At 67.4% G+C, this 19,904-nt stretch carries 14 protein-coding genes and 3 pseudogenes; 6 read left to right on the forward strand and 11 right to left on the reverse strand.

Annotation, left to right across the window (positions count from 1 at the left end):
* Positions 1-10: 10 nt before the first annotated feature.
* Positions 11-529: pseudogene (locus tag AB5G72_RS17465) on the forward strand (ISL3 family transposase); the annotation flags it as partial.
* Between the two features lie 371 nt (positions 530-900).
* Here the strand turns inward: AB5G72_RS17465 and AB5G72_RS17470 are convergent.
* The gene (locus AB5G72_RS17470; protein ID WP_440220555.1) at positions 901-1,830 is read right to left on the reverse strand and encodes a helix-turn-helix domain-containing protein; all 930 of its coding nucleotides are present in this window, start codon (positions 1,828-1,830) and stop codon (positions 901-903) included.
* 38 nt (positions 1,831-1,868) lie between these two features.
* Here AB5G72_RS17470 and AB5G72_RS17475 point away from each other — a divergent pair, with 38 nt between their 5' ends.
* The gene (locus AB5G72_RS17475; RefSeq protein WP_440220556.1) at positions 1,869-2,432 is read left to right on the forward strand and encodes a TIGR03086 family metal-binding protein; all 564 of its coding nucleotides are present in this window, start codon (positions 1,869-1,871) and stop codon (positions 2,430-2,432) included.
* A 52-nt stretch (positions 2,433-2,484) separates the two neighbouring features.
* Here AB5G72_RS17475 and AB5G72_RS17480 read toward each other — a convergent pair.
* From AB5G72_RS17480 to AB5G72_RS17490, 3 genes and pseudogenes are all read right to left on the reverse strand, one after another.
* Positions 2,485-3,453: pseudogene (locus tag AB5G72_RS17480) on the reverse strand (IS481 family transposase); the annotation flags it as partial.
* A gap of 113 nt (positions 3,454-3,566) precedes the next feature.
* Positions 3,567-4,319 carry a DUF4839 domain-containing protein gene (locus tag AB5G72_RS17485; protein ID WP_440220557.1) on the reverse strand — a complete coding sequence of 251 codons (753 nt, stop codon included), beginning with the start codon at positions 4,317-4,319 and terminating at the stop codon, positions 3,567-3,569.
* 204 nt (positions 4,320-4,523) lie between these two features.
* Positions 4,524-5,716 (reverse strand): IS3 family transposase gene (locus AB5G72_RS17490; RefSeq protein ID WP_440219912.1). Its coding sequence is split into 2 segments (ribosomal slippage): positions 4,524-5,429 and positions 5,432-5,716, totalling 1,191 coding nucleotides; the frame shifts between segments, so codons are not numbered across the junction.
* Between the two features lie 98 nt (positions 5,717-5,814).
* Between AB5G72_RS17490 and AB5G72_RS17495 the strand changes: the two are divergent.
* A pseudogene (locus AB5G72_RS17495) lies at positions 5,815-8,700 on the forward strand (type ISP restriction/modification enzyme); the annotation flags it as partial.
* A 511-nt stretch (positions 8,701-9,211) separates the two neighbouring features.
* On the forward strand, positions 9,212-9,721 hold the full coding sequence (locus AB5G72_RS17500; RefSeq protein ID WP_440220558.1) for a hypothetical protein: 510 nt from the start codon (positions 9,212-9,214) through the stop codon (positions 9,719-9,721).
* Between the two features lie 133 nt (positions 9,722-9,854).
* On the opposite strand, the gene dnaB is transcribed toward AB5G72_RS17500, so the two are convergent.
* The 5 genes from dnaB to AB5G72_RS17525 all read right to left on the reverse strand — a co-directional run bounded on the left by dnaB (position 9,855) and on the right by AB5G72_RS17525 (position 14,119).
* On the reverse strand, positions 9,855-11,678 hold the full coding sequence (gene dnaB / locus AB5G72_RS17505) for a replicative DNA helicase (RefSeq protein WP_372509951.1): 1,824 nt from the start codon (positions 11,676-11,678) through the stop codon (positions 9,855-9,857).
* 486 nt (positions 11,679-12,164) lie between these two features.
* Positions 12,165-12,617: a 50S ribosomal protein L9 gene (gene rplI, locus AB5G72_RS17510; RefSeq protein ID WP_067720010.1), complete on the reverse strand. Its 453-nt coding sequence runs from the start codon at positions 12,615-12,617 to the stop codon at positions 12,165-12,167.
* Positions 12,618-12,732: 115 nt separating this feature from the next.
* Positions 12,733-13,308: a single-stranded DNA-binding protein gene (locus AB5G72_RS17515; RefSeq protein ID WP_067720013.1), complete on the reverse strand. Its 576-nt coding sequence runs from the start codon at positions 13,306-13,308 to the stop codon at positions 12,733-12,735.
* Positions 13,309-13,413: 105 nt separating this feature from the next.
* Entirely contained in the window at positions 13,414-13,701 is a 288-nt protein-coding gene (gene rpsF / locus AB5G72_RS17520) for a 30S ribosomal protein S6 (RefSeq protein ID WP_067720016.1), read from the reverse strand.
* A 157-nt stretch (positions 13,702-13,858) separates the two neighbouring features.
* Complete coding sequence (locus AB5G72_RS17525) at positions 13,859-14,119, reverse strand: LuxR C-terminal-related transcriptional regulator (RefSeq protein WP_440220559.1); 261 nt, start codon at positions 14,117-14,119, stop codon at positions 13,859-13,861.
* 177 nt (positions 14,120-14,296) lie between these two features.
* Between AB5G72_RS17525 and AB5G72_RS17530 the strand changes: the two genes are divergently transcribed.
* Positions 14,297-16,759, forward strand: coding sequence for an NACHT and WD repeat domain-containing protein (locus tag AB5G72_RS17530; protein ID WP_440220560.1), 2,463 nt, complete (start codon positions 14,297-14,299; stop codon positions 16,757-16,759).
* The gene (locus AB5G72_RS17535) at positions 16,716-18,062 is read left to right on the forward strand and encodes a WD40 repeat domain-containing protein (RefSeq protein ID WP_440220561.1); all 1,347 of its coding nucleotides are present in this window, start codon (positions 16,716-16,718) and stop codon (positions 18,060-18,062) included. Before AB5G72_RS17530 ends, AB5G72_RS17535 begins: the two co-directional genes overlap by 44 nt.
* A 62-nt stretch (positions 18,063-18,124) precedes the next feature.
* Here the strand turns inward: AB5G72_RS17535 and AB5G72_RS17540 are convergent, their stop codons facing one another.
* Both AB5G72_RS17540 and AB5G72_RS17545 read right to left on the reverse strand, forming a co-directional pair.
* On the reverse strand, positions 18,125-18,316 hold the full coding sequence (locus tag AB5G72_RS17540; protein ID WP_119192320.1) for a hypothetical protein: 192 nt from the start codon (positions 18,314-18,316) through the stop codon (positions 18,125-18,127).
* Positions 18,313-19,881, reverse strand: a complete 1,569-nt coding sequence (locus AB5G72_RS17545; RefSeq protein WP_440220562.1) for a glycosyltransferase family 87 protein — start codon at positions 19,879-19,881, stop codon at positions 18,313-18,315. The genes AB5G72_RS17540 and AB5G72_RS17545 overlap by 4 nt, the downstream gene beginning before the upstream one ends.
* Positions 19,882-19,904 lie beyond the last annotated feature (23 nt).

Raw genomic sequence — 19,904 nt, forward strand, 5'->3', positions numbered from 1 at the left:
GACTGTCGACATGCCCAACGCTTCCGTCCGGGCGGGCTTCACCTGCCCGGACTTGACCACATTCTGCCGACTCGACGAGCTTGACCTCGTCGTCACCGGCCAACGCCTCGAGCCCGGCCGAGCGGTGCTGGCCTGCCGGGTTCTCACATCGGACGAGTGGTGTCGGCGCTGCGGCGCCGAAGGGACTCCTCGTGACACCGTCGTCCGGCGTCTTGCACATGAGCCGCTGGGCTGGCGACCCACCGTCCTCGAGGTCGCGGTGCGTCGCTACCGCTGCATTGGCTGCGGGCACGTCTGGCGCCAAGACACTACCCGGGCGGCCGAGCCGCGGGCGAGGCTCTCGCGCCGCGGGCTGCGGTGGGCACTCGAAGCGCTGGTCGTGCAGCACCTGACGATCGCCCGGATCGCCGAGGCGCTCGACGTCGCGTGGGACACCGCCAACGACGCCGTTCTCGCCGAGGGCAAGCGTGTTCTTATCGACGACGAGCACCGTCTCAACGGTGTGAAGGTCGTCGGGGTCGACGAGCACGCCTAGGAGACTGCTGAACAAGCTGCGATCCTGGCACGGCCGGTGTGCGTGAGGGCCGGTTGGCCCTCGCGCGAAGTGCGGGGTTGGAGATCTCTGGGTTCGGCGAGAGGGGCGAGAGGTTCGTGGCGCCCACCGCGGGTTGTTCGAGCCTGTGCTGGGGCGGGAATGCCTGGCCCCGGCCCGCTGGTCAGGCCAGGGCCCAGGTTCCGTTCTGGCTCGTCAGTCCCATCGCGAGGAGTCGGCGCAGGTTCGGCGCCACGCACGCCTGGATCGTGCTCGCCTGCTGGATGCTCGTCGGCATCGCGCTGGCCTACGCCGGCGCGCGCCGCACCCGCACCCGCGCCTGAGGAACGGCTCCGGCGGCGGGCCGGTCAGTGCCCGTCGCCGCCGTGCCCGTCGCCGCCGTGCCCCGCGGCGAACCGCCCCGGCGTCATCCCGGTCACCGCGGAGAAGTCGCGAATGAAGTGCGCCTGGTCCGCGTAGCCGAGCATCGCCCCCACCTCCGCCGCGCCCTCCTCGCCCGTCCGCAGGAGCTCGGCGGCCTCCTGGAGCCGACGCCGCTGGATCAGCCACTTCGGAGTCAACCCGAGCCGCCGGTGCACCAGCCGCTGCAGCGTGCGCTCGCTCATCCCGAACTCCTCGCACAGCTGGGCCACGCGCAACACCTCGCGATCCGTCTCGACGTACCGGACGAGCCGATTGACGATCTCCCCCTCCGCGTCCACCGGGAGGTATCCGCGCAGCACCGACGCGTAGGCGTCCATCGCCGCGAGGTGACTGCGCTCGGTGTGTGGATCGGGGTCCATCGCGGCCCGGACCTGTTCGGTCAGGGCCGAGCCCGCCTCCCCCAGCACCTCTGTGAGGTCGAAGAACCGGTCCGTGAAGTCGGAGACCGAGTCCGCGGGCCCCAGCCCCGGTTCGCCGGGCCCAGCCGGAGCCGAACCGCGCGCCAGCAGGTACCCGGCGGCCGGGGCGAGCATCACGCCCACCGCCCACCCGTCACCGGTCAGCGTGGTGGTGGACAGTCCCGACACCACGCCGTAGAAGCGCGCGTACCCGGGCGTGATGACGATCAGACACACCGGGTACTGCAGCACCTTCTGGAGCGCCTCCTCGCCGCGCGGGACCGACCACACCGGGATCCAGAACCGCTCGAGGAAGCCGGCGAACTCCGGCGGCGGGGCGTACCGGTACATCGCGTGCGAGGCGTCACCGGATTCCTTCAGGTGAGCACGCTCGATCGCGTCCATCCGCCGGCCGGAGGGGGACGGATCAGGGGCCTGCCCACTGTCGGATTTCATCAATCCCCGACACTGCCACAGGCCCTAGCGTTGCGGGCATGAACACCACAGCAGAGCGCTACGGCGCGGCCCGCGAGCCACTGACCGACCTCATCGAGACCGTCCCCGCCGCGTCGTGGTCGTCGTCGTCACCCTGCGAGGGGTGGACGGCGCGGGACATCGTGCGGCACATCATCGACACCCAGCGCGACTTCCTCGCCACCCACGGCGTGGACCTGGGAGAAGAACCGAATGTCCACGACGACCCCGCGCGGGCCTGGCGTGATCACGCCGGGCGCGTCCAGGCGAAGTTTGACGACACCGACAACGACGACACCGACGTGGCAGCGATCGCCTTCGAGGGATTCTTCGGCCCCACCACCGTCGGCGCCGCGCTCGAGCAGTTCTACATCTGGGACATGGTCGTCCACCGCTGGGACATCGCCCGCGCCACCGGGCTCGACGCGGGACTGACCGACGCCGAGATCGACGAGATGGAGCAGGGCGCGCACAGCTTCGGCGACGCGCTCTACATGGACGGGATCTGCCGCCCGGGCGTCACCGCCCCCTCCGGCGCCGGGCGTCTCGAGCAGGTCCTGGCCCGGCTGGGCCGGGTCGCCTGAGCGGTCGGAATGATGCACCCTCGGTGACCGACGAACGTGCCGGGATGCCCGTGCTGTTCTGCCCACGCAGGTTGTGTACGCGGTCTGCGGGTGAGGCGCCTCGTAGTGCTGTGTGGCCGCGGTGGAAATTGTAGTGATGCAGGAACGCCGGTAGGCGAACCGCGCGGTCGGATTCGCTGACGTACGCGGCGGCGTAGGCCCATTCCTCGAGCATGGTGCGGTTGTAGCGTTCGACTTTGCCGTTGGTCTGCGGCCGGTACGGGCGGGTCCGCTTGTGGCTGACGGCGGGGCCGAGGGCGTCGGCGAAGGCGTGGGAGCGGTAGCAGGAGCCGTTGTCGGTCAGGACCCGGCGCACGGTGATCCCGGCGTCGGCGAAGAAGGCGTGGGCCCGGTGCCAGAATCCGGCGGCGGTCTCTTTGCGCTCGTCTTCCAGCAGCTCGCTGTAGGCCAGGCGCGAGTGGTCGTCGACGGCGTTGTGGATGTACCAGTACCCGGTGCCGCTCCGGTTCTTGCGGCCCTTGGCGCGGCCGTGGACCTTGTGGCCGCCGCCGTCGGGGATGCGGCCGAGCTTCTTGATGTCCACGTGGACCAGGTCGCCGGGAGCGTCGTGCTCGTACCTGGTCGGGCGAGGCCGGGTGGCGCGGACCGGGGCGCCGGTGGCCGGGTCGGTAACCGCCAGGCGCACGCACCCGTAGCGGGAGAGGATCTTGTGCACGGTCGAGGGGTGCATGCCCAGGTGGTAGGCGATGCGGGCCGGGCCCCACCGGCACGAGACGCGCAGCCCAATTACCCGGCGCTCGCGCCGACGGGGCGTCTGGTGCGGACAGGTATGTGGCCGGCTGGAGCGGTCGACCATGCCCGCCTTGCCGTTCTCTCGGTATCGCTCGGCCCAGCGGCGGGCGGTGGTGACCGAGACGTTGAACCGCTCGGCAGCCCGGGCCGGGGTCCAGCCGTCCTCGACGACACACCGAGCCAGGCGCAGTCTTCCCGTGGGCGTCAGAGTCGCGTTAGCGTGGGACACGAAGACCTCCGTTGTGGATGTGGGTGCTTGGTCGCTTCCACACCTCACACGGAGGTCTTCCTCATTTCATCTCGCCATGCCGACGGGTGACACAACCTGCGTGGTCGATACACCTAGCGCGCCTCGGTCGCGACAGGCTCAAGCAGAAGCAGACATGTCTGCTCCTCGTATGACTTGACTGTCGAGGTAAATCGGAACCTGTCATTGACCTCAATCCCATCGGGGATATTGGTTCCGGTCCAATTGAGGTCACTAACCAGATTGATGTCCCGGTACTGGAAATTGGGGCCAACGGGATTGGACTCGTCAAAATCTCCGGCGGACAGCAGTACGAGGTAGCGGGTGTCGTAGGTCTCGTAGTTGGCGAGAGCACCAATATGTCCGTCGAACTGAATCGTCTGGCCGGCGTAGGTCGCTGCGAAATCCGCGATGCTCGGCGAGCACGTGTCAGTCAGCTGCAGCAGGCCCGCGAGATCCGGGTTGGTCCCGGCGGTAAGAGGCTCAACGGCCACCGGGCTGTCGCTGGGGGTCTCAGCATTTGTCGCAGGTGGCACGTCCAGGGGCTCCGCTGGCTCTTCGACTACCGCGGCCGCTGATTCCGCCTCTACTGCGTCGTCATCGCCCTCTAGCGCTACACCCACCGCAAGAATGCCACCCAGCACCACTGCGACCCCTGCAGCGATGGCAATCTGCTTCCGCGGGAGGGGCGGTTTGGGTCGCCGGAACTTCAAAGTGGTCTTCACCCTGCCCTGGTCCTGTTCGACGAGCTCCCAGCCCTCCGCCTCCTTCTTAGCCGCCGCCCGGCGTTCGGTGCCGCGCACTGCAGTCACCTCAACGAACTGATACCTGATGTCCTCGTTAGCCATTCTGTACCTACATTCTCGGTAGCGAGACCTGCACCCTTAGCGCGGCGGAAGCGAACCGGTGAAAAGCACGACCCTCAATGTCGAATTGACTATTTCTGCGCCGCCTTGAATGAGCACAGCAACTCCGGGAGTTTACAACGAAGCTAGACAGCGCCACTGCAGTCAGCGACAGGGGACTGCTGCACGAGTAGGTGACAGGTTGGGTCACGCAGCCTGAGTGGCTGGCGTGGTCATGATGGTCTCGAACTCAATGGGGGTCAACCGGCCGAGAGCGGCTTGTCGACGTCGGCGGTGGTAGGTCCTCTCGATCCATGTCACGATCGCGATCCGCAGCTCTTCGCGGGTGGCCCAGGTACGGCGGTCGAGGACGTTCTTCTGCAGCAGCGCAAAGAAGCTCTCCATGGCTGCGTTGTCGCCGGCGGCGCCGACCCTGCCCATGGATCCGACGATGCTGTGGCGGTTGAGGGCGTGGACGAACTTCCTGCTTCGGAACTGGCTACCTCTGTCTGTGTGGACTACGCAGCCGGCCGCATCGCCACGCCTGGCGACGGCGTTGTTGAGCGCGGCGACCGCGAGCCGGGACTTCATCCGGGAGTCGATCGAGTAGCCCACGATCCGGTTGGAATAGACGTCCTTGAACGCGCAGAGGTAAAGCTTGCCCTCTGCGGTCTTGTGTTCGGTGATGTCGCCGATCCACAGCTCGTTCGGAGCGCCCGCTTCGAAGACGTGCCGGATCACGCCGTGCTTGTCGAGCACGGCGCACAGGTCGTCGTGGACCGGTGAGCCGGGCTTCTTCGCCTTGCCCTTCTTGGGCTTGCCGAACGCCGACCACCAGCCGTTGGACGAGCAGATCCGCCACGCGGTCCGCTCTGCCATCGACTGGCCGGCATCTCGGGCCTCGTCGAGGAGGAACCGGTAGCCGAACTCCGGATCGTCGCGGTGGGCCTCGAACAGCGCGTTGGCGCGGTAGGCCTCCTTGAGCTCGGTGTCAGTGACCGGCTGCGCGAGCCAGCGGTAGTAGGGCTGGCGAGCGATCTTGAGCACCCGACACGTCACCGTGACGGGGACACCGTCACCGGCCAGCTCTCGGACGAGCGGGTACATCATTTTCCCGGCAGGTTCGCCTGCGAGAGGTAGGCGGCCGCGCGGCGAAGGACCTCGTTCTCCTGCTCGAGCAGCCGGATCCGCTTCCGCGCCTCCCGTAGCTCGGCGTTCTCGGTTGACGTCGTGCCGGGCTTCTTGCCGTCCTCGACGTCGGCGGTCTTCATCCAGTTCGTCAGGCACGACTCGCTGATGCCGAAGTCGGCGGCGATCTGCTTCAGGTGGACGCCCGGCTCACGGCTCCTTGCGACACGAACGACGTCGTCGCGGAACTCCTTGGGGTACGGCTTTGGCACGGTATACATCCTTCCAGCGGCACCGTTCGGCACCACAGATCAGATGTCACCTAATCGTGCAGCAGTCCCCTGGAAACGTCTCCGCTCCTAGCGATTACCTCGAGGGTCACGAGTCACCAGAGGCAGAGAAGAAGAAGGACGACGACAAAACCGCCGCGACGCAGATGGCGCTGTTCTCCCTGTCCGAATGGCAGGAAGCCATCTACACCCGCATCGTCGACAAGGTCGGCACCCGCACCTACTGGGAGGACTGGGCCTCAGATGTCTCTGACATCTCCGCCCGGCTCATCGCCAGAATTAACGCCATCCTCGACGCCGCCGACCCGGCTCTAACCCAGCGGTTCGACGACTTCGTTGAAGGACTCAAAGACAACCTCAATGACTCCATCGGACGCGAAGACGCCGTGTCGATGCTGGCCCAGCATCTGATTACCAAACCCGTCTTCGACGCCCTCTTCGAAGGCCACGACTTCGCCGCGCAAAACCCCGTCTCCCGCGTCATGCAGACCATGGTCGATGCACTGTCCGGCAGCGGCCTGGATTCAGAAACCAACTCCCTCGAAAAGTTCTACGCCTCCGTCCGCGTGCGCGCCTCCGAAGTGTCCTCTGCCGAGGGCAAGCAGCAGGTCATCGCCGAACTTTACGAGCGATTCTTCAAGCTCGGCTTCGCCAAACAAGCCGACGCTCTTGGCATCGTCTACACCCCAGTACAGATCGTCGACTTCATCCTGCGGGCCGCCGACCACGCGTCCCGCGAAGCCTTCGGCCGCGGCCTGACCGATGAAGGCGTGCACATCCTCGACGGATTCACCGGCACCGGCACCTTCATGACCCGCCTCCTGCAATCCGGACTCATCCAACCCGATGACCTGGTCCGCAAGTACGCCAGCGAATTGCACGCCAACGAGATAATGCTGCTCGCGTATTACATCGCTGCGGTAAACATCGAAACCACTTACCACGCTCTCACCGGCGCCGGCGTTGACGACTATGAGCCTTTCCCTGGCATCGTGCTGGCTGACACCTTCCAGATCTCTAAAGCCGACGATGGCCTGGACCTCCAGGTGTTCCCCGCCAACAACGACCGGATAACCCGCCAGCTTGAGACTCCGATCAACGTCATCATTGGCAACCCGCCGTATTCCGTCGGACAGGGTTCAGCCAACGACCTCAACGCCAACCTGTCCTACCCGACCCTCGACTCTCGAATCGCGGACACTTTCGCCAAACTGTCCACCGGCGCGAACAAGAACAGTCTGTACGACTCCTACCTGCGGGCCTTCCGCTGGGGCACCGACCGCATTGGCAACCAAGGCATCGTCGCCTTTGTCGCCAACGGCGGCTGGATCGACGGCAACACCGCCGACGGCATCCACCTCTCCCTCGTCCAGGACTACAGTCGCCTATACGTCTACAATCTCCGAGGCAACGCACGGACAGCCGGCGCACTGCGCAAGAAGGAAGCAGGCAACGTCTTCGGAAGTGGCGGGCGCACCTCGATCGCTGTCTGGATCGGTGTGAAAGATCCTGCCCACACCGGTGCCTGCGAAATCTTGTACCGCGACATCGGCGATTATCTCTCCCGCGACGACAAGCTCGCCGCCATCGACACTGCCACCTTGGACAATCTCGAGTGGCAGAGCATCACCCCTAACAGCCATGGCGACTGGATAGGTCAGCGCGACGACAACTACGGCGCCTGGCCCCTCCTCGGCACAAAGAAGCCCGGCGACACCGCCACCCGCTACTTCCACACTTACTCCGCTGGGCTGCAGACCAACCGAGATTCATGGGTCTACAGCTACTCGCGAGAAAGTCTCGAGCACCAAGCCCGAACCCTTATCACCAACTACAACCAGGCCACCGCCGACTTCTCCAATTACCAGCAGCAACAGGGAGTGAACAGGCCCAACTAGAAGACCGTCACCGCGTTTCTCACCGCGAACCCCGAGCACGCCGACGAGAAAACGATCAAGTGGTCTCGAAGCTTGCGGACGCACGCGGCCCGCAAGGTCGAACTCTCTTACGACTCCGAGAAAATCGTTCCCGCCGCCTCCCGGCCCTTCACTCGGCAGCTTGTCTACTTCGACAAGCACCTGAATCACGAGCGCGGACGAACGCCGTCAATGTTCCCCACGCCCCGCCATCAGAACATCGGCATTCTCGTCCTAGCCCCTAGAGATGGCACGTCGTTTGCCGTGCACATGGTCGGTTCGCTTCCAGACCTTTCGTACTTCACGTACGCCTCTCAGTTCTTCCCCAGGTACACGTACGAGTCGGCGGAAGCATCGGATGGCGGGTTCGATCTCGGAGGTCACGGGACAGTTGATGAGTTCGGCTATCGGCGATTGGACAACATCACCGACGACATCGTCGCCGTCCACTCCGAGGCACTCTCCGGGCCGGTGGACAAGGATGACATCTTCTACTCTGTCTATGCCCAACTCCACGACCCCGGTTATCGCACTCGCTACGCCGCTGACTTGAAAAAGATGCTGCCGCACCTACCCCCGCCCTCCTCACGCGGACGTTTCAACCAGCTGGCCACTTGGGGCAGGCAGCTCGCGGACCTGCATGTGAATTACGAGAACGTCGAACCGTGGCCACTGGACGTGACAGTCAAGCCCGGTGTCGACGACTGCGATCGCGACACCTGGCGACTAGACAAATTGCGGTTCAAGTCCAAGACCGACCACTCCACGATCATCTACAACCGTCACGTCACAATTTCCGGCATCCCCGACGAGGCCGAGCGCTACCTCTTGGGCTCGCGCACCGCGCTGGCCTGGCTGATCGACCGCTACCAGGTCAAGACTGACAAAGCTTCAGGCATCGTTAACGACCCCAACGATTGGGCCGACGAACACGACGACCACCTCTACATCGTCAACCTCATCGCCAAAGTCACCCGGGTCGCTGTCGAGACGATGGAGATCGTCGATCAGATCGCCACAAACTCCGAGTTCGCCGATGGGCCATCTTGAGACTTCGGACGGCATCTCTCAATAGACAGACTTTTGCGGACCCTCGCTCCCTGTGGAACGCATTTAACGTCTTCAAGAAATCTTTAAACAAAGGAGGATTTGTTGAGCACAAATTCAAAGTGGCAACGCACGATGGTTCTGATGGCGAGATCTCGCTTCGGTCGGTATGCACCACGGCGCTAGCGGTCTCGATGGTCGCCCTTCATCTCGCGAATGACGAACAGGTCTCCTTACGTGAGTCGACCGTATCCATTGACGCGGTGGACCGGGAACTAGGGGCGAAGGCCGACGTCGAAGACCCCCTACTCACCGCACACAGATTGGTGAAGTTCTACCTGTCTCAGTTGGGGACGCTCTTAACGGCGTCGGCAACCTCACCCTCGCGAGCGGACCGCGACACGTAACGGTTGGCACGATCGCCCGAACAGTCTCGGAGCTCGCCGCCAAGTGCATCTACGTAGCTTGCCCTACTGACGACTATTTAGTTCGTACCCTTCGAGCCGGCAAACTGATGGAAGCGTCAATCGAGGACTACAAGTCCGGTGACGTCGACGGCGCTCACGAAATTATTACTCGATGGTCGCAATGGAGAGTGCGCAATATAGACAATTTCAACAAGGTTCCAAAGCAATCCAAGCCGATTTCAACTTCAATGATAAAGCAGGCTTTCCCTGAGGAAGACGACTCTGCCTACAGGAAGCTGAACAGACCAGCTCATGGGAATGCCGCATGGCTTTCCGCTGTGGAAATTCAAGAGCAAAAGCGCACTCCATTCGCCACAATATACGCGATGAAGAACATTAGCTACGCCACTCGCTGCCTTGCCACGGCCATCAGCAATGCCGGTCGCCTCTGGTCGTGTGACCTCAATGAGATCACACGTAGGGCCCTCGCCGATTTCGATATTGACGCTGACTGGGATCACGTGACGCGACTACTTCAAACTCACATACGAGCAATTTCGGACTTGAACGAGAGCGACTACGCCGTTACCCGTCAGGACCGCCAGCCACGGAGATGAACGGCGGGCCCGGGGGCTATCGAGCGCACCTTGATCGGCGCCGCCGTCCCGAAGGCCGCCACTGACAAATTAGTGGCACGCTACTGACACCGGTTTGGCAAACTGACAAACTGTTTGGCAACCGACACGAGAGCTACAGCCCCCGCGCCATGTCCACGAAACGCGAGTAATGCAGCTGATGCGCCACCGTGATCGTGGACGTGGGCCCACCGCGGTGCTTGCCCAGGATCAGGTCGGCCTCTCCGGCCCGCGGGTCATCGCGCTCGGAGGCGTCCGGGCGGTGCAGCAGCATGACGATGTCGGCGTCCTGCTCCAGTGAGCCGGACTCACGCAGGTCGGACACCTGGGGCCGCTTGTCGGTTCGCTGCTCGGGGCCACGGTTCAGCTGGGAGATCGCGATCAATGGGACGTCGATCTCCTTTGCCAACAGCTTGAGCTGACGAGAGAACTCGGAGACCTCCTGCTGACGGGACTCCACCTTCTTGCCCGACGACATCAGCTGGAGGTAGTCCACCACGATCAGCCGCAGGTCGTGCTTCTGCTTGAGCCGGCGGGCCTTGGCGCGGATCTCCATCATCGTCATGTTGGGCGAGTCATCGATGAACAGCGGAGCCTCGGAGATCTCCCCCATGCGCCGGGCCATCCGGGTCCAGTCCTCATCGCTCATCTTGCCCGACTTCATATCGGACAGCTTCACGCGCGCCTCCGCGCTCATGAGACGCATGACGATCTCCGTGCGGCTCATCTCCAGCGAGAACACCACCGAGGAGAGCCCATGCTTGATGGAGCAGGACCGCATGATGTCCAGGCCGATGGTCGAGTTGTGCGTGGGGATCGCGGTGGGGCCGGCCAGGTACAGGTGATCGGAGGCGGCGACCTCGATGCACCTGACCGGGACGCTCTCCGCACTGCGCACGTCGGTGATGAGCCGGGCCACCCGGTCGGAGCCGGGACTCTCGGGGACGACGATGCCGAAGTCGCAGACCAGCATGAGGGTGTCGAGCGACTTGGTGGTGACGATCTGCTCGGTGCCGCCCATCTCGATACGCCACTCGTGCTCGGCGTCGGCGACCAGCTCGGTGCCGTCGTTGAACCGCACTGTGAAGCATGGACGGTCCTGCCACACCTCGGTCACGGCGACGACCTCGGTGGGCTGCCCGTCGGCACCCAGCACCCGGTCCCCCACCGCGACCTCGCCCATGGTGGTCTGCCCGTCGGGCGTGGGCAGGACGGTGTCGAGGGCCAGCGCCTTACCCACGCCGGGGCGGGCGGCGATGATGATCATCTGGCCACCGTGCAGGCCGTTGGTCACGGCGTCCAGGTCGGCGAATCCGGTGGGCACACCCTGGGCGAGCCCGCCCGCGGTGTGGATCGCGTCGATCTCGTCCATCGTGGGCTGCAGCAGCTCCTCGATGATCACGAAGTCCTCGGTGGTGCGCCGCTCGGTGACCTCGAAGATCTCCGCCTGCGCGCGGTCCACCACCTCGGCGACGTCCGCGCCCTCGGACCCCGAGTAGCCGAACTGCACGATCCGGGTGCCGGCGTCGACCAAGCGGCGCAGCACCGCCTTCTCCGCGACGATCTGCGCGTAATACCCGGCGTTGGCCGCGGTGGGGACGGTGGAGATGAGCGTGTGCAGGTAGGGGGCACCGCCGGCACGACGGAGATCACCCCGGCGGTCGAGCTCGGCCGCCACGGTGACGGCGTCGGCCGGCTCACCGCGTGCGTACAGGTCGAGGATGACGTCGTAGATCGCCTGGTGCGCGGGCTTGTAGAAGTCGCCCGGCTGGATCTCCTCCACCACGTCCGCGATGGCGTCCTTGCTCAACAGCATCCCGCCGAGCACGGACTGCTCGGCGGTGAGGTCCTGCGGCGGGGTGCGGCCGAACTCTCCGCCGCCACCCTCGTCCGGCGGAGGCGGCATCTCGCCGGGACCGCTGAATCCCCCCTGCGCCATGACCGCTCCTCTCCGCTGTAGAACTCGTACCGCCACCGACCCCGATCGGGCGCCAACCCGAATGGGCACCGGCCCTGAACAGGCGCCGAGCGACCTCTCCACTGTAGGTCACCCCGCCGACACGCCCGGCGCCCCGTCCACCCGGTTATCCACAGGCCTATCCACATTTGCGAGAGAGCACCTGTGGACAACTGTGAATGGATGTGAGTTACGCAGGGCCGATGGGCGTATCACTGTGGACAACCGGTGGAAACCGCTGGCCACTTTCAGCAAACCCGCAGGTCACCATCATCGTTGCAGGTCGTGGCGCCGGTGGAGAACGGTACTTACCACGTCACAAACAGGGACACAATGGATAACGAAAGATGAACGGCACTGATCCGAGAACCGCCCGCACCCTAGGCATTACAACTAGTTATCCACAGGCCGTCCACAAAAGCGAGGGCCCCGACCGTCACTGTGACGGTCGGGGCCCTTCGCGGTGAATCAGGCGGGGACGACCTCGACCGCGACGCGCGCGGTGGTGTCGTGACCCAGGTCGACGACGACGCTGTGGGCGCCGGTCGACTTGATGTGCTCCTTGGGCATCTCGACGGCACGCTTGTCGAGGGTCGGTCCGCCCGCAGCCTTGATGGCGGAGGCGACATCGCCCGCGGTGACCGAACCGAACAGCTTGCCGGTGTCCGAGGTCTTGACCGCGACCTTGACGTCGGCCAGCGACTCGAGCTTCTGCTTGAGCTCGTTGGCGTGGTCCGAGTCGCGCACCTCACGAGCCTCCTGGGCCCGCTTGATGGAGTCGACCTGGCGCTCGGCGCCACGGGTGGCCACGATGGCCAGCCCGCGCGGGAGCAGGAAGTTACGACCGTATCCGCCCTTGACCTCGACGATGTCGCCCGGCGCACCGAGCTTGTCGACGTCGGCGGTGAGGATCAGCTTCATGATCCGTCTACCTTTCTTTCCTCCGACGGACCCGACCGGGGCCGGGATGTCGCGAGGTCATGTCTCATGCTTATGGGGTGGGACGCGGGTGGCGCCCCGGGGAAATCGACGCGCTCTAGAACGGGGGCTCGTCGTCCATGCCACCGAAGCCACCGGAACCGCCGGCCTGCGGGGCGCTGCCCCACGGGTCGTCGTTCTGCTGACCACGGCCCTGGCCGCCGCCGTAACCGCCCTGCGGCTGACCGCCACCCTGGAAGCCGCCGCCCTGCTGGCCGCCACCCTGGAAACCGCCGCCCTGCTGGCCGCCGCCCCCGCCGCCTTCACGGTTGGTGCGGGTCACCTTGGCGGTGGCGTACTTGAGCGACGGGCCGACCTCGTCGACCTCCACCTCGTAGACGGTGCGCTTCTCGCCCTCACGGGTTTCGTACGACCGCTGGCGCAGCCGACCGTTGACGATGACGCGCATGCCCTTCTGGAGCGACTCGGCGACGTTTTCCGCCGCCTGCCGCCAGACGTTGCAGGTGAGGAACAGGCCTTCGCCGTCCTCCCACTGGTTGGTCTGAGAATTGAAGCGACGTGGCGTGGAGGCGATCCGGAAGTTCGCCACCGCGGCACCCGACGGCGTGAACCGCAGCTCGGGGTCCGCGACGATGTTCCCGACCACTGTGATAGGGGTGTCGCCCTGTGCCATGCGCTTGTCCTCCGTGTTGAAGCCGGCGTATTACAGCCTGAGGTGGATGGTGATCGAAGGCCGACCGACCGCGCCCAGATTACCGGTGCGGTCGGACACTCCGGGTCACTTGTCGGCGCGGAGCACCTTGGTGCGGAGAACGTTCTCGTTCAGACCGAGCTGACGATCCAGCTCCTTGACCGCGTCCGGCTCGGACTTGATCTGCGCGACGGCGTAGATGCCCTCGGTCTGCTTGTTGATCTCGTAGGCGAAGCGGCGCTTCCCCCAGACATCGACCTTGTCGACCGATCCGCCCTCTTGCCGGATCACGTTGAGGAACGTGTCCAGCGACGGCGCCACGGTGCGCTCGTCGAGACTCGGATCGAGGATGACCATCACTTCGTATTGACGCATGGGACCTCATCACCTCCTGTGGACTACAGATTCGGCCACGGTGTCTCCGTGGCAGGAGGGTCGTTGCGTCAGCAACCGCTCAAGGCTACCCCGGTGACCTCGGCAGACGAAATCCCCGTCGGCGGTGGCAGCGCCGTCGCGGGGGCGCGCCACCCCCTCACAGGTCGTCGAGTCTGACGTAACCGTCCTCCACCGCCCGCAGCAGCAACCGGACCTTGGTCCGCGCGGGCCGGCCGACGGCGTCGTACTTGGAACGCACCCGCTGGATGTACGTGCTGACGGTGGAGTCGGCCAGGAACAGCCGCTCGGTGACCTCGCGCTTGCTGTCCGAGGCGAGCCAGGCGATGAGGACCTCGACCTCCCGGTCACTGAGGTCCGGACGGGCCGCGGCGGGGTGGAAAGGGATCGTGGCGGTCATGGCGCCCTCTCGTTCGATGAGTTCCGACTCATTCTGGCGACGCCCGGTCACGGCGTGAACTTCCCCCGAAATGTCAGTACAAGTCCGTACGGATGCATCCTACGATCGTATGAAACCCCAGCACATGACCTCCGAATCCCTTCCGTACGCCGGTCGGCCGGCCGTACGATGTTGACCGTGCACACCCCCCGCGAGCCCGTCGAGGGCGCAGTTGGACGATCAGCTCCTTCTCAGATTCAGACTCGTGAGGAGCTCGGCACCGCGCTCACCGCGCTCCGGGTGGCGGCCGGACTCTCGGTCCGCGATGTCGTGCGGTTGGTCCCCTCCCTGACCCTCGGGACCGCCTCCGGCTGGTTCTCGGGCCAGCACGTGCCGACCCGAGCGAGCGAGGCGACGCTGGTGGAGCTGCTCCGTCTACTCGGGGTCGGCGGGGACGCGGGCTCGGATACGGACCCGGCCGGCACGGGCCCGGCCGGCACGGGCCCTGCCGGCACGGACCCCGCCCGCGCAGACTCCGCCACCGCGGCCACCATCGACGAGTGGCGGGCGGCCGTCGAGCGGGTCCGGATGCGTCCGGGGCCCCGACGCACCACCCGCCGCACGCAGAACGGCACCCGCCCCGGGGAGGCCGGATCGTCGACGGACCCCGCTGCCCCGACCGGGACCGACCCGACCGACGCCCGACCGACTCCCCGCTCGGCCGTGCCCCAGCCCGATGACACCGGCAGCCCGTATGTCGGCCTGCGCTCGTACCTCAGTGACGACGCCGCCCTCTTCCACGGTCGCGGGGCCGAGATCGACCAGGTCCTGGCCCGCGTGACCGCCTCACGGACGCGGCCGCTCGTCGTGGTGGGCGCCTCCGGGTCGGGCAAGTCGTCACTGCTCGCCGCCGGACTCGCCCCGCGGTGGGTCGCCGAGGGTTCGACCGTGGCGATCGTGCGCCCGGCCGGGATCACCGGCGAACTCGCGAGCGCCACCGGCCACCTCGTCGTCGACCAACTCGAGGAGCTCTGGGCGGACGAGGTGAGCCCCGCGCGCCGCGCGGAGGTGCTCGACGTGCTCGCCACCCGCGCCGCCGAGGGCCGGCCGACGATCCTCGCCCTGCGCGCGGACTTCTTCCAGCCCGCCCTCGCCGAGCCCGTCCTGCGCGACGCCCTGGACGACCCGGTGGTGATCGGCCCGCCCAGCCGCGAGCAGCTCGCCGAGATCATCGTCGAGCCCGCACGCTCCCTCGGCTACACGGTCGAGCCGTCGCTGGTGAACCTGCTGCTCGACGCGGTCGCCCCCGCCGACGGCGGCGCCGACGAGCGCTCCCTCCTGCCGCTGCTGTCCCACGTGCTGCTGGTGTGCTGGGAGCGCAGCCGCCGCCGTCGCATCACCGTGGACGACTACTACTCCTCCGGCGGGGTGGAAGGCGCCGTCCGCGCGTCGGCGGAATCCGTCTACCAGGAACTGGATCCGGCGGGCCGGGCCGCGTGCAGGACCCTGTTCCTCCGGCTGGTCGACGTCCGTTCCGCCCGTCCCGTCCGCCGCCACGCCCCGCTCGCCGAGCTGTCCGAGGACCTCCTCGTCGTCGCCACCCCCTTCGCCCACGCGGGCCTGCTCACCGTCGACGGCGAGGCGGTGACCCCCACCCACGAGGTGCTCTTCTCCTCGTGGCCGCGCCTGGTCGACTGGATCGACGCGGACCGGGAGGGCCTGCGCACCCTGGCGCGCGTGCGCTCCGCCGCCGCCGACTGGGAGGGGTCGGGGCGCGACGAGTCCGCGTTGCCCCCCGCGTCGGCGACCGCGGACTACCTGAGGTGGAGGGACGACGACGACGGCCCCAGCGCCCACCTGGCGGAATCGGAGCGGCAGTTCCTCGCCGCCGCCGAATCCCATCACCGATCCGTCGCCCGGAGGGACCGCAGGCGCATCCGTACGCTGACCGTGCTGGCGGCGTCGTTGGCGGTGGTGACCGTACTGGCCCTGGTCGCGAGCGGTGTCGCACTCCGCGCCGGCGCGGACGCCCGCCACACCCGCGACGTGGCCCTGTCCCGCTCCGGCTCGGTCTCCTCCACCACCGCCTTCTCCCGCGACCCCGGCCTGGGCCGCGCGTTGGCCCTGGCCGCCTACCGGATCCACCCCAGCACCGAGGCGCGCTCGGCGCTGCTCAACACCAGCCGCGCCGACGTGCCACTGCGGTTCGAGGCCGCCCCCGGCAGTGGACGGGTCATCGCGCTGCCGGACGACGGCGGTGTCGCCGCCGTCAGCTCGGACGGCGTCCTGCGGATCTTCCGCGCGGGCGACCCCGCGGCGGTCGCGACCCTCGCCCTGGGCGTCGGGGAGCGCCACGAGCTGTACGCCGCCGACCTGTCGCCGGGCGGCTCGGTCCTCGGGGTCGCCGGACAGGGCGCGGTGCACCTGGTCGACCTGAGCGATCCCACGGAGCCCACGATCCTGGCCGCCCTCGAGGAGGGTGCCGGGCCGTTCCACTCCGTCGCCTTCTCCCCCGACGGCACCACCCTCGCGGCCGGCACCGGTGACGGCCGTGTCCTGCGGTGGCCGCTGGGCATGCGCGGCGGGGCGCTGGCCGTCACCGACCAGCGCGCGGTCGGTGCAGTGCTGGCAGCTGGGCGGTGTCGGTGGAGCGGACGCTGACGGCGGTGCCGAGGTCCTCGAGGGTGCCCGCCCGCTACCCGAACTGACCGGGTGGAACGCCTACGTCCACGACGTCACCTACGACGACCGGGGACGGCTCGCCGCCGCCGGCTCCGACGAGCGGGTCCGCGTCTACGACCCCGTCGGGCGGATGCTCACCGAATTGCCGGCCTCGCAGGTCGCGACCGGGGTCCGCTTCACCGACTCCGACCACCTCGTGACGTATTCGGTCGACGGCCTCGTCCGACTCTGGCCGCTGGGGCGCCTGGGCGCGGCGTCGGAGTCCAACTCGATCTTCCAGACCGCGTCCTCGGCGGATCGGACCACCGGGGTCCTCGGCGTCACCGCCGCGGAACTGCACCACACCGTCGTCGACACCACCGGCCCGGTCCCGCGCGAGACCGGCCGCGTCGTCCCCGACGCCGGGACCCGGTTCTCCGGCTCCCTGGCCATGTCCCCCGACGGCCGCGTCGTCCACGCCGGGCTCGCCGACGGGGGCCTGCAGGTGTTCACCGCGCCGTTCGGGCCCGCCACCCGCCCGGTGGCGGCCCTGCCCGTGACCTCCGGGGTGGTGGTGGCCAGCCCGCTCAGCCCCGACGGGCGCACCCTGGCCGTGTGCAGCGACACCAGCCCCGACCTGGGACTGGTCGCCGTCACCGATCCCGCCGAGCCCACGCTCCGGGTCACGGTGCCGCTGCCCGACCCGTGCGTCGTCGCCGAGTTCTCGGCCGATTCAGGGCAACTCGTCGTGCCGACCCTCGGGCCCGAGACGGTCGTCCTCGACACCACCGACCCCGACCGGCCGACCGTCGCCCACCGGCTCACCACCGGGATCGGCGCCTCGCCGTCGGCCGGGTACGCGCACGGCTCGCCACTGCTGGCCACCTCCGGCGGGGACAAGACGATCCGACTGTGGGACATGGCCGACGCGACCGCGCCCCGCGAACTGTCCTCGTTCACCGCGCCGCCCGGGGAGATCTACTGGACCGCGTTCTCCGCGGACGACGACCTGGTCATGCTCACCTCGAGCACCGGCCAGGTCACCGTGGTGGACGTGTCCGACCCTGCCGGGCTGCAACCGTGGGCGGTTCTGGGATCGACCACCGATCCCCTGCTCTGCCAGGGCCGCAGCGCCTCGCCCACGGGCGGCCTGCTCGCGGTGGGCGTCGAGGGCGCCATGTGGATGTGGCAGCTCGACCCGGACCGGGTGGTGAGCGAGGCCTGCGCCGGTGGCGTGCAGCTCACCGCCGAGGAGTGGGATCGGCACTTCCCGGACACCGAGCCGTTCGACCTGTGCGCGTGAGTGCTGGTCGCGCTGCGGGAGCGCCGGGCCGCTGACCGGGGGCGGGGGCGGTGCGGGGGCGGTCAGCCGTGTTGGAGGCCGATCGTCAACGCCTGCGTGACCGGGATGACGGTGAGGAACAGGAAGGCCGCCACCGTCCAGCCGATCCACACGGGTTGGCGCCACCCGGCCCGGTAGCCGCCGGCAGCGGTGACCATGCAGATGAAGCCGATCAGGATGCAGACGAACATCCAGATCATGGAGTTGGTGCTCATGGGGCGGCGTCCTCTTTCCGGGGGGCGTCGACGGGGTCGCGCCTCGCGGGCGGGGCGACGACGAGGGGGTCGTCCGGGTCGGCGAGCACCCCGGCCAGCGGGTCCGGGCCCTCGGGCGTGCCCTGGTGCGTCATGCGGACGCGGTCCAGGTGGGGGCGGTAGATCTCGAGGATGACCACGGCGCAGATCGCCACGACCAGCAGGTCGCGGACCAGGACGAGTGGGTGGAACACGTCCGCGCCGATACCCTTGTTGTCCACGCCGTGGAAGTACGACATGTGCGCCACCCAGAGCAGGGCGTCGAACGCCATCCACGGCAGCAGGAGCCGCACGCGGGGGACGGCGAGCACCGCGAGGGGCACCAGCCAGAGCGAGTACTGCGGACTCCACACCTTGTTCGTGAGCAGGAAGAACGCCACGATGAGGAACGCCAACTGCGCGACCCGGGGGGTGACGGGCGCAGTGAGTCCGATGACGAGCACCGCGATGCAGCCGAGCGCGAACAACACCAACGACACCAGGTTGAGGGTCGCGGGGGCCTCCCCCGCCGCGCGGGCCGCGTCGAAGCCCTGCCACCCGGTGAGGGTCTGGATGACCGCGTAGATGCTCTCGGGATTGGCGGGCCTGTCCGAGTTGAGTCGGTAGAACTCCCGCCAGCCCTCGGGGAACGGGATCATGATCGGCAGGTTCACGGCCAGCCAGGCCACCACCGCCGCCGCGGCCGCCTTACCCAGCTCGGCGAAGCGCCGACGGCGCAGGGCCACCACCAGAAGTGCGCCGAACAGGAACAGCGGGTACAGCTTCGCCGCCACGCCCAGGCCCAGCACGACCCCGGCCCAGACCGGGCGCGAACGGGCCCACAGCAACAGCGCGACGGAGGCGAACGCGATCGCCATCAGGTCGTAGTTGGTGAAGGCCTGGAAGATGATGAGCGGGCTGGCCGCCATGAGCAGCGTGTCCCAGGGCCTGCGCCCCGCGGACTGGTAGGTGGCCCATACGGCGATCATCCACGCCATCGCGAGCAGGACGCTGCCCAGGACGAAGTACTTGGCCACCTCGATGAGCCCGCCGGGGAAGACCGCGTGCCAGGCCTGGGCCGCCTGGGCCGTGACGTACTGGAACATCCCGGACAACACCGGGTACTCCATGTAGCGGACCTCGCCGTTGTCGGCGATCCACATGTACTTGTACGGGAAGGCGCCGGTGTCCAACCCCTCGGCCGAGTACAGCGGCAGCGGGTCCGCGTAACACGCCTTGTAGTACTGGCGGCCGTCCCAGTTGAGGCCCGGCTGCGAACCGTCGGTGGGGTGGGTGGTCTCCAGGCAGGCGGACTTGGAGAAGAACCCGAACGCCAGGAAGATCACGGCGAACAGCATGATCACGCGCAGCGGCGTCCAGAACCGTTGACGGCCGACCACCGCGTGACGACCGACCGGCCCACCCCACGCCGCGATGGCCTCCGCGCCGACCCCGTCACCGGGGCGGACCCGCTCGTGCGGCTCCAGGGAGCGGAGGTCGTCGTCGAGCGGCAGCGGGGAGATACGGCCGTTGCTCTGCACGGTCACACCCTAGCGGCGGGGGCGGGGGC

The sequence above is a fragment of the Dietzia sp. MNB45 genome, assembly GCF_051994785.1.
Classification (GTDB): Bacteria; Actinomycetota; Actinomycetes; order Mycobacteriales; family Mycobacteriaceae; genus Dietzia; species Dietzia kunjamensis.